This is a genomic window from Acidimicrobiales bacterium, from assembly GCA_041394245.1.
Taxonomy (GTDB): Bacteria; Actinomycetota; Acidimicrobiia; order Acidimicrobiales; family Aldehydirespiratoraceae; genus JAJRXC01.
In genome coordinates, this window is sequence record JAWKIR010000002.1 from 1,815,084 (window position 1) to 1,829,014 (window position 13,931).

Sequence of the window (13,931 nt, forward strand, 5' to 3'; positions counted from 1 at the left end):
ATCAGCCGATCCAGCTGATCGACTGGAGCTCGCTGTAGGCCTCGATGCCCCACTTGCCGCGGTCGCGGCCCACGCCCGACATCTTGAAGCCGCCGAACGGGGCCTCCATGTGGGGTTGGATCACGTTGAGCCCGACACAGCCGGTCTCGAGTTGCTGACCGATGTGGAAGGCCCGCTTCGTGTCGCCGCTGAAGACATAGGAGTACAGGCCGTAGTCGGAGTCGTTGGCCATCTGCACGGCCTGCTCGTCGTCGTCGTAGGGCATGACCACGATGACCGGACCGAAGGCCTCCTCCCGCACGACGTGCATGTCGGGGGTGCAGTCGGCCAGCAGGGTCGGAGCGATGAAGTAGCCCGGCAGATCGGGGCGCTCACCACCGCACACCATGGTGGCGCCGGCGTCGATGCCGGACTTGATGAACTCCTCGACGCGGTTGCGGTGCAGCTCGGTGATGACCGGGCCGATGATGGTGTCGCGCTCGGTCGGGTCGCCGATCTTCATGAAGCCGGAGAAGGTCTTGAGCGTCTCCACCAGCTGGTCGTAGATGTCGCGATGGGCGATCACCCTGGTCGGCGCGGTGCAGATCTGTCCGGAGTGGAACCCCCACACCGTCGCGATGGCCTGGGCGGCCACCCCGATGTCGGCGTCTTCTGTGACGATCGCCGCGCCCTTGCCGCCGAGCTCCATGAGCAGGCGCTTCATGGTCTTGCCGCCGTTCTCCATGATCTTGGCGCCGACCGGCGACGAGCCGGTGAACGAGATCATGTCGACGTCCTTCGAGTCGACGAGGGCAGCGGGGGCCTCGGGGCCGGACCCGTTGACGATGTTGACCACACCGGCCGGGAACCCGGCGGCCTGGACGGCCTCGCCGACGAGGAAGATGCCGAGCGGATCCTGCGGGGCGGGCTTGATCACGGTGGTGCAGCCGGCGGCGAGCGCCGGGGCGATCTTGCCGGCGACGTTGGTGATCGGGAAGTTGTAGGGGGTGATCGCGGCGACCACGCCGACGGGCTGACGCTTCACATGGGCACTCATCAGACCGGCCGGGCCGAGCGGACCCTTCGCGGTCGGGATGGGGCGGAGGTTCTCGTCGAGGTCGATCGGGTGCGCGTAGTAGCGGAACCGGTCGACGGCGGGCCCACCCACCTGCAGCGTCTCGGTCGTGCCGATGGTGGCACCGGTCTCGGCTTGCACGGTGGCGACCCAGTCGGGCGACCGCTTCTCGATCTCGTCGCCCAGCCGGCCGATGTAGGCGCAGCGTTCCTCGCGCGACAGCGCCTTCCAGCCGGCAAACGCGGCCTTCGCGGCAGCGGCGGCGTCGTTGGCCTGTTCGACAGTGGCCTCGGGGGCACGACCGACGACCTGGGTGGTGGCCGGGTCGATGATGTCGTAGGTGCCCGCACCCGGGTCGACCCACTCACCGTTGATCAGCAGTTGCCACTTCTTGTCGACGTCGATCGTGCTCATGACACCGGACTCTATCCACGAAGGGCCATCGGGGACGAAGCCGTCCCTATGGCATTCCGGGCGATTTCCTCTAGCCTCCGCACTACTACCGAACGAGGAGTCGTCATGGCAGAAGCCGTCATCGTTGCAACATCTCGCACCCCGATCGGGCGCGCGAACAAGGGCTCGCTCGTCGACGCCCGCCCGGACGACATGTCGTCGTTCATCCTGGCCGACGTCATGGGCAAGGCCGGCGTCGAAGCCGCCGATGTCGAAGACGTCATCTGGGGCATCGGGCAGCCCGGCGGCGAGGGCGGCTACAACATCGCCCGAGTGATCTCGGCCATGCAGGGCCTCGAGATCCCCGGCGTGACCGTCAACCGCTACTGCTCGTCGTCGTTGCAGACGATCCGCATGGCCGCCCATGCCATCAAGGCCGGCGAGGGCGACTGCTTCGTCGCCGGCGGCGTCGAGACCGTGAGTCGCTACATGTACGGTGCGGCCGACTCCGGTCCCCACAACGAACTCTTCGCCGATGCCGAAGCCCGCTCGAAGACCCGCACCAGCGGCGAGGAGGGCCCCTGGTCCCCGGCCGAAGGCGTGCCCGACATCTACATCGCGATGGGCCAGACCGCCGAGAACGTCGTCGAGGCCACCGGCATCAGCCGTCAGCGTCAGGACGAGTGGGGCGTGAGCTCCCAGAACCGGGCCGAAGCCGCCCTCAACCGAGGCTTCTTCGAGCGCGAGATCACGCCCTACACGCTGCCCGACGGCACCGTCGTCTCCAAGGACGACGGCATCCGCGCCGGCACCACCCTCGAGAAGGTCAGCCAGCTCCAGCCGGCGTTCCGTCCCGGTGGCACCGTCACCGCGGGCAACGCCTGCCCGCTCAACGACGGCGCGTCCGCCGTCGTCGTCATGAGCGACACCAAGGCCAAGGCCATGGGGATCGAGCCGATCGCCCGGATCATCTCCTCCGGCGTGTCGGCGCTCAACCCCGAGATCATGGGTCTCGGCCCGATCGACGCCTGCCGCCAGGCCATGGCCCGCGCCGGCATGACCATCGGCGACATCGACCAGGTCGAGATCAACGAGGCGTTCGCCGTCCAGGTCCTCGGCTCCGCCGACGAGCTGGGCATCGACCTCGACAAGCTCAACCCCAACGGCGGCGCCATCGCCCTCGGCCATCCGTTCGGCATGACCGGCAGCCGCATCATGACCACCCTGCTCAACGGCCTCCAGGACTCCGGCGGCACCATCGGCATGGAGTCGATGTGCGTCGGCGGCGGCCAGGGCATGGCCATGATCGTCGAACGCCTCAACTAACACCTCCCGCTTTTCTGACGCGGCAATCGCGCCCGGCGCGACTCAGGCTTCAGAAAACGGGGAAGAGAACCAGAGACGGGCGGTCGTTCCCTCGAGGACGGCCGCCCGTGTCGCGTCCGGGAGTCGCTCGACGGCCAGTCGGCCGAGGGCGGCCAACTCGTCGTAGGTCCGGTCCCGGACCTGGGGATGGTCAGAACCCCATGCGAGCCGATCGGCGCCGACCAGATCCAGGAGTCGACCGACGGTGGCGGCCGGGTCGAGCGCGCTGTGGTCGAACACACCGGTGCTCAGCTTCACGACGACATTGGGGGTACGGGTCAGCAGCTCGAGATCGCCTTCGTCACCGCCGACCGCAACGAACCCCGCGTGGTCGAGCGCGAACTCGAGGTCGGGGAACGCCCGCGCGAGGCGCGCAGCGGCCCGCAGCTCGTCGGCGAGACAGCAGATCGTCGGGGTGAGGCCGAGATCCCGGCAGCGGGTTGCGAGCTCGTGCCCGAGGTCGCCGTCGAGCCAACCCATCGCGGGGAGTGGGATCGAGAAGAAGCGGACCCCGACGGCGCCACCGGCGGCGGCGCGCTCGATCGTGCCGATCGGGTCCGGGTCGTCGACCCCGACCGCGGCGACCGCACGCCACCGGCCGCCGAGGGCGGCAGCGGTTCCGAGCGCGAACGAATTGTCGAACCCGTGGGCGCCGACGGCCTGCACCAACACCCCGCCGTCGACGCCGGCCCGAGCCAGCCGTTCGGCGACGGCGCCCGGCGACGCGTCGATCGACGCCCACCACGCGCCATCGGGATGACCCGTGCGGTCGGGACCGGCCGTGGCGGCATCGACCACATGGAGATGAGCGTCGAGCATTGCTTCTAGCATCGCACCCCATGGACACCAGCACGATCGATGTCGAACCCGGCCACTTCTTCCTCGGCCCCGTCGTTGGCGGGTCCGAAGGGGAGAACATCATCTACGAGGCCGCCGACCTCACCACCCATGGCGTGATCGTCGGCATGACCGGCTCCGGCAAGACCGGCCTCGGCATGGTCCTGCTGGAGGAGGCGCTCCTCCAGGGCATTCCGACGCTGGTGATCGATCCGAAGGGCGACATGGGCAACCTGCTGCTCACCTTCCCGGATCTCGCGCCCGGTGACTTCCGGCCGTGGGTCAACGAGGGCGAGGCGCAGCGGCAGGGGGTGACACCCGACGAGCTGGCCACATCCACCGCCGAGATGTGGGAGAACGGGCTCGCCGGCTCCGGGATCGGCAAGGACCGGATCGCCCGGTTGCGCGACATCGCCGACTTCACCATCTACACGCCGGGGTCGGAGGCGGGTGTCGGTCTCAACGTCATCGGCGACCTGTCCGCACCCCCGGCCGGCACGGGCGACGAGGCCGTGCGCGAGGAGATCGACGGCCTCGTGCAGGGGCTGCTGGCCCTGGTCGACATCGCCTCCGATCCGCTCTCGGGTCGCGAGCACGTGCTGCTCGCCAACCTCGTCCACCATGCGTGGGGCGCGGGCGACGACCTCGATCTCGCCTCCCTGCTCGCCCACATCCAGAACCCGCCGATGCGCAAGCTCGGCGTCATCGAGATCGACACCTTCTTCCCGCCCGCCGATCGCACCGCGCTGGCGATGAAACTCAACGGGCTCCTGGCATCACCATCGTTCGCCGCCTGGGGGTCGGGAGTGCCGCTCGACATCGGGTCGATGCTGGAAGGCGACGGCGGAAAGCCGAAGGCGGCGATCGTCTCGATCGCGCACCTCTCCGACGAGGAGCGCCAGTTCGCGGTGACCCTCGTGCTGTCGAAGCTCGTCACCTGGATGCGCGCCCAGCCCGGCAGCCCCGATCTGCGCGCCCTCGTCTACATGGACGAGGTCTTCGGCTTCGTCCCACCGACGGCCGAGCCACCGGCCAAACGCCCGATCCTCACGATCCTGAAGCAGGCGCGCGCCTTCGGTGTGGGCATGGTGCTCTCGACGCAGAATCCCGTCGACCTCGACTACAAGGCGATCAGCAACGCCGGTACCTGGATGATCGGTCGGCTCCAAACCGAACGCGACAAGGCGCGTCTGCTCGAAGGGATGCGGGCGGCGGGCGGCGACGCCGACATCGACGCGATCGGCGACACGATCGGCGGCCTCGGAAAGCGCACGTTCCTGCTCCACACCACTCGGGGCGGGGCACCGGTCACCTTCGGGACCCGCTGGGCGATGTCGTACCTCCCCGGCCCCCTCACCCGAGACCAGATCGGTGTCCTGATGGCCGACCGACGGCCGGTCGCAGCGGAGGCCACCGCGGCCGACGGTCCCGCCGCCCCAGCCGCCACAGCAGCCGCGTCGGCCCCGGCGGCACCCACCGAGCTCGCCGACGACGAGTCGGCCGTCGCGCCCGAGGTGGCCGACGGCGTCGAGGTCGCGTATCTCGACCCGGCCGCCCCCTGGGGCCAACACGTCGGAGCGGTCGCCGGTGGCCGGCGGTTGCAGCCGGCGCTCGCCGCCCGCGTCCGGCTGCTCTTCGACGACACCAAAGGCGACCTGCGCCACGAGGCGGAGTGGGAAGCGGTCGTCGGGCCCCTCGGCGCCGATGTCGACGGTCCCGACTTCGTTGCCGTCGACTACGACGACCGCGACCTGCGCAGCGACCCGCCCGAGGGTGCCGTCTATGTCCTCCCGGAAGGGAAGATCCACACCGCGACCTTCTTCCGAGACGCCGAGCGGACCCTCAAGGACCACCTGTACCGCAACGAGTCGCTGACCCTCCTCCAGAATCCGGAACTGAAGCTCTACTCGCGCGTCGGGGAGAGCGCCGAAGAGTTCGCCGAACGGTGCCGGCGAGTCGGTGATGACCGAGCCGACGAGGAAGCCGACGAGCTCCGCGCCGCGATGGCGAAGAAGCAGGATCGCGTTCGCGCCGCCATCGCCAAGGCGGAGGATCGGGTGCGCGAGCTCGAATCCGATTCCAAGGACCGCAGCCGCAACGAGGTCATCAGCGGCGCCATCGACGTGATCGGCGGCCTCTTCGGGGGCAAGTCGACGCGGAGCATCCTCGGAGGTGTTCGGCGCGCGAGTTCGTCGCGCCGGACGTCGGCCAATGCGGCACAGCGCGTCGAGAGCGCCAAGAACCGCCTGGAGGAGCGGGTCGACGAGCTCGAAGCACTCGCCGACGCGCTCGTCGAGGCGCTCGAGGACTCCCAGGACGCATGGGAGCGGGCTGCGGCAACGATCGAATCCTTCGAGGTCGGCCTCGAGAAGACCGACATCACGGTGGAGGATCTCGTGCTCGTGTGGGTGCCGACCCGTTGAACTTCCGGACTGCACTTTGCGTGCGCGGATATCTCACGTAGTGTGCCAATACGCCCGCGCTGCCGATTCGGCCTACGCTGGGTGCTCGACGGCGAACAACCACACTGCTTGGCGGCAACGATGGAAATCCACACGTGGGAATTTCGGCCTACAGACGGCCCCTACTTCAGCGTCTACGCTCTGACGCAGAGCGTGAACTGAGATGACCTCGACGGAGACTCCCCCCACGACGACACCCGGTACCTCCGAGCATGTCGTCCTCTACCCCGACAGCGCATCGCTGCCGGGGCTTCCGACGCGACGCAACCCGCTGAACGCGACCAAGCTGTCCCTGGTCATCGCCGACCTGTTGATGGTCTCGGTCGCCCTCGTCGCCGGCACCTGGATCAACGAATGGGTCAATCCCGGCGATCCCACGTCGGTCGCCAGCTACATGGGCCTGGTCCTCGCGTCGATTCCCATCTGGCCGGTGGTGTTCACACAGCAGCTCCTGTACCGAGCCCGCTATCTCAGTCGCCGCATCGACGAGATCAATCGCGTGGTCCGCAGTGTCGCCATGGGCGTTCTGATCACCGGCGGGCTGAGCATCCTCCTCAAGGTGACCGTCGGCCGCACGTGGGTGCTCATCACCGGCGCGCTCATCCTCGTGCTGCTGACCACCGAGCGGCTCATCGCCCGTTCGCTGTTCGACCGTGCCCGCCGCAACGGTCGGCTCCTGCGCCCCGTGGTGATCGCCGGCCGCAACGCCGAAGGACAGTTCGTCCGCGAGATGCTCGAGACCGACGCGGCCCTCGGCTACGTCTTCCACGGTTTCATCGAGGACCTGGTCGAGCGTGAGCCCGGCGAGTCTCCTCTCGCCCTGCTCGGCGACCCCGGCAAGGTCCTGCGCAAGGTCAACGAGATGGGTGTGAACAGCGTCATCGTGGCGGCGACGGCGATCGACGTCGGCAGCTCGAACCGTCTCATCCGTGCGCTGACCGAACACGGCATCCATGTCGAGCTCTCGTCGACGCTGTGCGACATCGCCGCTCACCGCCTCACGATTCGTCCGGTCGGCCGTGTCCCCATGATGTACGTCGAGCCGGTCCAGCGCACCGGTTGGCGCCCACGGGCGAAGCGCGCGTTCGATGTCGTCGTCGCCACCATCATGCTCTTCATCTCCGCACCTCTGCTGCTGCTCTCGTGCCTCGCGGTGAAGCTCACCAGCCCCGGGCCGGCGATCTTCTCCCAGTCCCGCGTCGGCCGAGACGGCGAACTCTTCGAGATGCACAAGCTCCGCACGATGGTGGTCGATGCCGAGGCCCAGCTCGCGTCGCTCACCCATCTCTCCACGACCACCGGCCTGCTGTTCAAGATCGAGGACGACCCCCGCATCACCTCCGTCGGAAAATGGTTGCGCAAGCTGTCGATCGACGAGCTTCCCCAGCTCTTCAACGTGCTGAAGGGCGAGATGAGCCTCGTCGGCCCCCGCCCCGCCCTGCCTCGCGAGGTCGAGGCGTGGGACAAGGAACTCCACAACCGCCTGCGCGTCCAGCCGGGCATCACCGGCATGTGGCAGGTCATGGGCCGCAGCGAGGGCGACCACGACTCGAAGTACGCCCAGCTCGACCTCTACTACGTCGACAACTGGAGCCTGGTTACCGATCTCGTGATCGTCGCCCGTACGATCCCCGTTGTGTTGGGACGCAAGGGTCAATTCTGACCGGCGCGGCCGAGGGGGTCCCCGAGGGGCCCACTGGCCTCGTCGCTCGCTTCATCCGATCCGAGAGAGGTCGGGGCTTCGTCGCGTTCCGGCACACGTCCTACCGCCTGATCTTCACCGGCTTCCTCATCCAGCAGATCGGTTTCTGGATGAGCCATGTCACGCTCCAGGGGCTGGTGGAGGATCGGGCCCCCGAGGGCGACAACCTCGCGGTCACCTGGCTGTTCGTCGCCCTCTTCACCCCCCAGTTGGTGATCGGACCGTTCGCCGGCGTGCTCGCCGACCGGCTCGAACGTCGCCGCGTCGTCGTCGCGTGCTACTCCGCTGCGGCGGTCACCGCGACCGCGCTCGCCATCCTCACCGGCGTGAGCGACGCCCCGCCGCTCTGGGCCATCTATCTGCTGGCGCTGGCCCTCGGCAGCAGCTTCTCCTTCATCGGCCCCTCGGCCGGCGCGCTGGTCGTCAACAGCGTGACACCCGACGACGTGGCGAGCGCGATCTCGATGCAGGCGGCCGTGCAGAACATGACCCGGGTCGCCGGCCCGATCCTGGCGGCCGGCATCATCGCCTCGCAGCGGTTCCACATCGGGTTTGCCGCATTCGCAGTGGCCACCGCCACTGCGGCAGTCCTGATGGCGCGGGTCCGGGTCGAGGCCCAGAACATCGTCCCCGACTCGCTGAGCGTGTTCGGCCGGATGGCGGTGGGCCTGCGCCATGCCCGTGAGCGCTCCCCTGCGCTGTTGGCCATCGCGAGTGTGGCGGTCGCCTCGGTCTTCGGCGTGGCCCACACCGCGCTGATCCCCTCGTTCACCAGCGGCGTGCTCGGCGAGGATGCCGGCCGGTTCGGCGTGATCGTGGCGTCGACCGGCATCGGCGCCATCGTCGGCGCGCTCACGGTCGGCTACAGCAAGCACGAGCCGAGCATGGTGCGAGCCGCAGTGGCGATGTGCCTCTACGGCGTGTGTCTGGCCGGCTTCGCACTGTCGGAGACGCTGGCGGTCGCCATCGCGTGGCAGGTCGTGCTCGGGTTCTTCTACTTCGGCACGATGACCACCCTCCAGACCCTCGTTCAGCAGGTCGTTGCCGACGAGATGCGCGGCCGGGTCATGTCGTTGTTCGGCATCGCGTGGGGCGGCCTGGTCTGGGTCGGCACCCTCATTCTCGGCCTCGCCGCCGATCAGCGCGGTCTGGACCTCGGCGAACGAGCCACCCTCCTGCTGGCCGCCGGCGTGCTGATGAGCTACGGCGCCGTTGTGGCGGTGGTGAGCCGATCGATGCCGACCGGTTCGAGTTACGTCGACTGAGCGACGATTCTCTAGGGTGCGGGCATGGCTGTCTCGCCCGCTGCACACATGACCGACCCTCGACCGCTCGACATCCTCGACGGCGACTTCTACGTCGACGATCCGTACTCCCGCTATGCCTGGCTCCGCGAGCACTCGCCGGTGCACTGGGACAGCGTCAACGAGCTGTGGGTCATCACCCGCTACGACGACATCATCGAGATCGAGAAGAACAAGCGCATCTTCATCAACTCCGATCAGGAGAAGGGCGGCTACCGCCCCAACATCCCCGCCGACGAATCGATCATCGGCAACGACGATCCGCTCCACGTCGCCCGCCGGACGCTCGTCAGCCGCCGCTTCACCCCGCGGGCGGTGCGTCGCTGGGAAGACCATGTCGTCGAGACCGTCGATGCCCTCCTCGACGCCGCGCTCGCGAAGGGCGAGGCCGAGATCGTCAGCGAACTCGCCGCGCCGCTGCCGGCCCAGATGATCGGACTCCTGCTCGGGTTCCCGAACGAGATGTGGCCGAAACTCCAGCACTGGTCGGAGACCACGATCGCACTGGGCGGCGGCCCCCGCTATCACGACGAGGCGGGCATCATCTCGGCGATGGAGTTCGCCGCGGCGGCGACCGAGCTCTACGAGGAGAAGAAGGGCTGCCCCGCCGACGACGTGATGTCCCACTGGATCGACGTCGAACGCGACGGTGGCGGCGAGGTCGGCGGCGCGCCGTTCGGACTCGACCAGATCATCTCCGACTGTCTCCTTCTTCTCGACGGAGGCGCCGAGACCACCCGCACCGTCATCGCCCGAACCCTCCTCGCCCTCGCCGACCACCCCGACGAATGGGCGAAGCTCCAGGCCGGCGCCGACATGGAGGTCGCCGTCGAGGAGTTCATCCGCTGGGTCACCCCGGTGCACAACTTCTGCAGGGTCGCGACCGAGGACTACGAGCTCCACGGCACGACGATCGCCAAGGGCCAGCAGGTGCTCCTCGCCTATGCCGGCGCCAACCGCGACCCCGCGCACTTCACCGACCCGGAGACGTTCGACGTCACCCGCGACCCCAACCTCCACATCTCGTTCGGGTTCGGCACCCACTTCTGCATGGGCGCATCACTGGCCCGGCTCGAGATCCAGACCTTCTTCGAGCGCCTCGTCGCCCGCGTCGAGACACTCGAACGGCTCACCGACCGGCCCCACGTGGAGATGCCGAACGCGTTCGTGTTCGGGCTCAAGGAAGCACACATGGCATTCACCCCGAAGAAGGACACATGAGCAACCTGTTCAGCTACGAAGGCAAGAAGGTCGTCCTCACCGGCGGCACCACCGGTGTGGGCGCCGCCGCGGTCGAACTGCTGGCCGAAGCCGGATGCACCGACCTCACCGTGCTCGACATCAAAGAGCCGACCGGACCGGCGACCCGCTACATCCCGACCGACATGTCCGACCCCGCCTCGATCGACGAGGCCATCAGGTCGATCGGCACTGGCGTCGACGTCCTCTTCAACAACGCGGGTGTGGCGGGCGTCCACGCCACCGACTTCGTCATCCGGGTGAACTATCTCGGCGTACGGCGGCTGACCGCAGGGCTGCTGCCGGGCATGCCCCGCGGCGCGGCCATCGTCAACACCGCATCGATCGCCGGTCAGGGCTGGCCCGACAACCTCGCGGCGATCCTCGAGCTGATCGCCATCGACGACTGGGACGACGCCCTCTCGTGGCTCGCCGCCAACGACGAACTGGCCTCGGCCGACGTCTACGCCTTCTCCAAGCAGATCGCCCAGGTGTGGACGATGTACTCGTCGGTTCGCAGCTACAGGGAGTTCGGTGTGCGCACCAACTCGGTGTGCCCGGGCCCCATCGACACGCCGCTGATGGACGACTTCATCAAGCACATGACCGAGCAGGTCATCCAGTGGACCGTCGACCAGACCGGCGGAACGATGCTGACGGCCGACGACATCGCCCGCTCGCTCGTCATGCTCGGCACCGACGCGTCGATCGCGATGAACGGCCACAACATGGTCGCCGACAACGGGTTCTCGGCCGCGATGATCACCGGACAGATCGACTTCTCCGGCCTCAGCTGAGGTGTCTGGCCGACCCCGGGCCGCATCGCGGGGAGTCGAAGCCTAGGGTGACCGTCGGATGACGTTGATCGGACGAGTGCCCGAAGAGACCGACGGGGAGAGCCTCCTGTTCGCGTTTCTGGACTGGGCCGCCGACCGCGACCTCGAGCTGTACGCGCACCAGGAGGAGGCGATCCTCGCCCTGCTGTCCGGCGAGCACGTGGTGCTCGCCACGCCGACAGGGTCGGGGAAGTCGCTCGTGGCCGTGGCCGGCGCCTTCGCGATGCTGGCCCAGGGCAAGCGCGCCGTCTACACCGCGCCCATCAAGGCGCTCGTCAGCGAGAAGTTCTTCGAGCTCACCGCCGAGCTCGGCGCCGACAACGTCGGCATGGTGACCGGCGACGCGAGCGTCAACGCCGATGCGCCGGTGATCGTCTGCACCGCGGAGATCATGGCCAACCGCGCGTTGCGCGACGGCGCCGGTTGCGACGTCGACCTCGTCATCATGGACGAGTTCCACTACTACGGCGACCGCGACCGGGGCTGGGCATGGCAGGTGCCGCTGCTGGAACTTCCCCACACCCAGTTCCTGCTGATGAGCGCGACCCTCGGCGACACGTCGGCGTTGCGGGCCGACATCGAGCGACGGAGCGGCCGCACCGTCAGCCTCATCGACGACGCCGAACGACCGGTGCCACTCGACTTCGAGTACCGGGAGACCACGCTGCTCGACACGATCGGCGAGCTGCTCGACGACGGCCGTACCCCGGTCTACATCGTGCATTTCACCCAGAAGGAGGCAACCGAGAGGGCCCAGAGCCTCACGAGTCTCGACGTGCTCACGAAGGAGGAGAAGGAACGGGTCAAGGCGGCCATCGGCGGGTTCCGCTTCGACACCCCCATCGGCAAGGACCTGAAGCGTTTCGTCGAATCGGGGATCGGGGTCCACCATGCCGGATTGCTCCCGAAGTACCGGCTGCTGGTCGAGAAGCTCGCCCAGCAGGGCCTGTTGAAGCTGATCTGCGGCACCGACACGCTGGGCGTCGGGGTCAACATCCCGATTCGGTCGGTGCTGTTCACCCAGCTCTGCAAGTACGACGGCCGCCGTGTGCGGGTCCTCAGTGTGCGCGACTTCCAACAGATCGCCGGTCGCGCCGGGCGCCGGGGGTTCGACGTGGCCGGGAGCGTGCTCGTCCAGGCACCGGAGCACGTCGTCGAGAACAAGCGGGCCGAAGCCAAGGCCGCCGTCGACCCGAAAAAGAAGAAGAAGCTGGTCAAGAAGAAGCCGCCCGAGCGCGGCTACGCCCACTGGGACGGCGACACACTCGTCCGATTGAGCACCGGCACCCCGGAGACCCTTTCGTCCAGCTTCGCCGTCAGCCACGCCATGATGCTCAACGTGCTCGACCGGCCGGGCGACGGGTGCGGTGCGATGAAGCGCTTGCTCACCGACAACCACGAGACCCGCACGGCACAGCGGGCCCACATCCGACGGGCGATCTCCGTCTATCGATCGCTGCTCGCCGCCGACATCATCGAAACCGACCCGCTGCGGGTCAACCTCGACCTCCAGGACGACTTCCGTCTCAATCAGCCGCTGTCACTCTTCGTCGTGGAGGCCATCGATGCGCTCGACAACGAGGCCCCCGACTACCACCTCCAGATCATCAGCCTCGTCGAGTCGATCCTCGAAGACCCGATGGCCGTCCTGATCGCCCAGAAGGACAAGGCCAAGGACGCCCTGATCAGCGAACTGAAGTCGCAGGGTGTCGAGTACGAGGAACGCATGAATCGGCTCGAGGAGATCACCTGGCCGCGGCCCGAGGCCGAGTTCATCGAACCGGCCTTCGAGATCTTCGCCCGCCAGCACCCCTGGGTGGGGCGCGACCGGGTCAGCCCCAAGGCGGTCGCCCGCGAGATGTTGGAGTTCGCGGAGACCTTCAACCAGTTCGTGGCCCGCTACGGGCTGAAACGGTCAGAAGGCCTCGTGCTTCGCTACCTGACCGACGTCTACAAGACGCTGGTGCAGACCGTGCCGATGGACAAGTCGAACGACGACCTCGACGACGTCATCGAATGGCTCGGTGCCATGATCCGCCGGGTCGACTCCAGCCTCCTCGACGAATGGGAGCGCCTGCGCAACCCCGACCCGACGCTGCCCGATGCGGCCACGATCGAGGAGCCCGCCGACATCACCGCGAACCATCGTGCCTTCGGTGTCCTCGTGCGCAACGAGATGTTCCGCCTGGTCACCGAGCTGGCGGGCCGTCGAACGGCGCTGCTGGCCGACGACATGGCCGCCTACTGGGACGAACACGACTGGATCGGCATCGACGCCGACGCTCGCAGCGGCGAGTGGTTCGACTTCGCCCGCGACGCGCAGATGGCCACCCAGATCATCATCGATCCGGATGGCCATCACGAGTGGGTGCTCGAAGCCGAGGTCGACCTCGAGGCGTCGCGGTCCGAGGACCGGGCGGTGGTTCGCCCGTTGCGCGTCGTGCGACGCTGACGGAAGAACTACTCGGCGCTGTCTGCTTCGGTGCCGCCCTCTTCGTCCTCACCATCGATCTTGTCGACGGCGTGCTTGACCGCGTCCGGTACCTTGCCGCCGGTCAGGTCATCGACCTTGTCGACGGCGGCCTCGGCCGCGTCGCCGACCTTGTGGCGGGCGGCTTCGGCGACGTCGCCGGCCTTCTCGGCCACATCGCCCAGCTTGTCCTTGGCCTTGTCGGCGAAATCCTTGATACCCATCGTGTGCTCCTCGGGGGTTGGGGGTGTGCGATCGGCCGGTTCCCC

At 68.0% G+C, this 13,931-nt stretch carries 10 protein-coding genes; 7 read left to right on the top strand and 3 right to left on the bottom strand.

Annotated elements, in window-relative coordinates; genetic code table 11:
- Position 1 precedes the first annotated feature (1 nt).
- On the bottom strand, positions 2-1,468 hold the full coding sequence (locus R2707_09145) for an aldehyde dehydrogenase family protein (GenBank protein MEZ5245248.1): 1,467 nt from the start codon (positions 1,466-1,468) through the stop codon (positions 2-4).
- A 105-nt stretch (positions 1,469-1,573) separates the two neighbouring features.
- Between R2707_09145 and R2707_09150 the strand changes: the two genes are divergently transcribed.
- Positions 1,574-2,773 (top strand): acetyl-CoA C-acetyltransferase, encoded by a 1,200-nt coding sequence (locus tag R2707_09150; protein MEZ5245249.1) that lies wholly within the window; start codon positions 1,574-1,576, stop codon positions 2,771-2,773.
- Between the two features lie 42 nt (positions 2,774-2,815).
- Here R2707_09150 and R2707_09155 read toward each other — a convergent pair whose 3' ends face one another.
- Complete coding sequence (locus tag R2707_09155) at positions 2,816-3,631, bottom strand: amidohydrolase family protein (GenBank protein ID MEZ5245250.1); 816 nt, start codon at positions 3,629-3,631, stop codon at positions 2,816-2,818.
- Between the two features lie 20 nt (positions 3,632-3,651).
- Between R2707_09155 and R2707_09160 the strand changes: the two genes are divergently transcribed.
- The 6 genes from R2707_09160 to R2707_09185 all read left to right on the top strand — a co-directional run bounded on the left by R2707_09160 (position 3,652) and on the right by R2707_09185 (position 13,644).
- Positions 3,652-6,072: a DUF87 domain-containing protein gene (locus tag R2707_09160; GenBank protein MEZ5245251.1), complete on the top strand. Its 2,421-nt coding sequence runs from the start codon at positions 3,652-3,654 to the stop codon at positions 6,070-6,072.
- A gap of 202 nt (positions 6,073-6,274) precedes the next feature.
- Positions 6,275-7,774: a sugar transferase gene (locus tag R2707_09165; GenBank protein ID MEZ5245252.1), complete on the top strand. Its 1,500-nt coding sequence runs from the start codon at positions 6,275-6,277 to the stop codon at positions 7,772-7,774.
- Between the two features lie 53 nt (positions 7,775-7,827).
- Positions 7,828-9,078, top strand: a complete 1,251-nt coding sequence (locus tag R2707_09170; GenBank protein MEZ5245253.1) for an MFS transporter — start codon at positions 7,828-7,830, stop codon at positions 9,076-9,078.
- A 24-nt stretch (positions 9,079-9,102) separates the two neighbouring features.
- The gene (locus R2707_09175; protein ID MEZ5245254.1) at positions 9,103-10,338 is read left to right on the top strand and encodes a cytochrome P450; all 1,236 of its coding nucleotides are present in this window, start codon (positions 9,103-9,105) and stop codon (positions 10,336-10,338) included.
- Positions 10,335-11,153, top strand: a complete 819-nt coding sequence (locus tag R2707_09180; protein MEZ5245255.1) for an SDR family oxidoreductase — start codon at positions 10,335-10,337, stop codon at positions 11,151-11,153. The genes R2707_09175 and R2707_09180 overlap by 4 nt, the downstream gene beginning before the upstream one ends.
- Before the next feature lie 58 nt (positions 11,154-11,211).
- A complete protein-coding gene (locus R2707_09185) occupies positions 11,212-13,644 on the top strand; it encodes a DUF3516 domain-containing protein (protein MEZ5245256.1) in 2,433 nt (810 codons plus the stop codon).
- An 8-nt stretch (positions 13,645-13,652) separates the two neighbouring features.
- Here R2707_09185 and R2707_09190 read toward each other — a convergent pair whose 3' ends face one another.
- Positions 13,653-13,886 (bottom strand): hypothetical protein, encoded by a 234-nt coding sequence (locus R2707_09190; GenBank protein ID MEZ5245257.1) that lies wholly within the window; start codon positions 13,884-13,886, stop codon positions 13,653-13,655.
- Between the last annotated feature and the right edge of the window lie 45 nt (positions 13,887-13,931).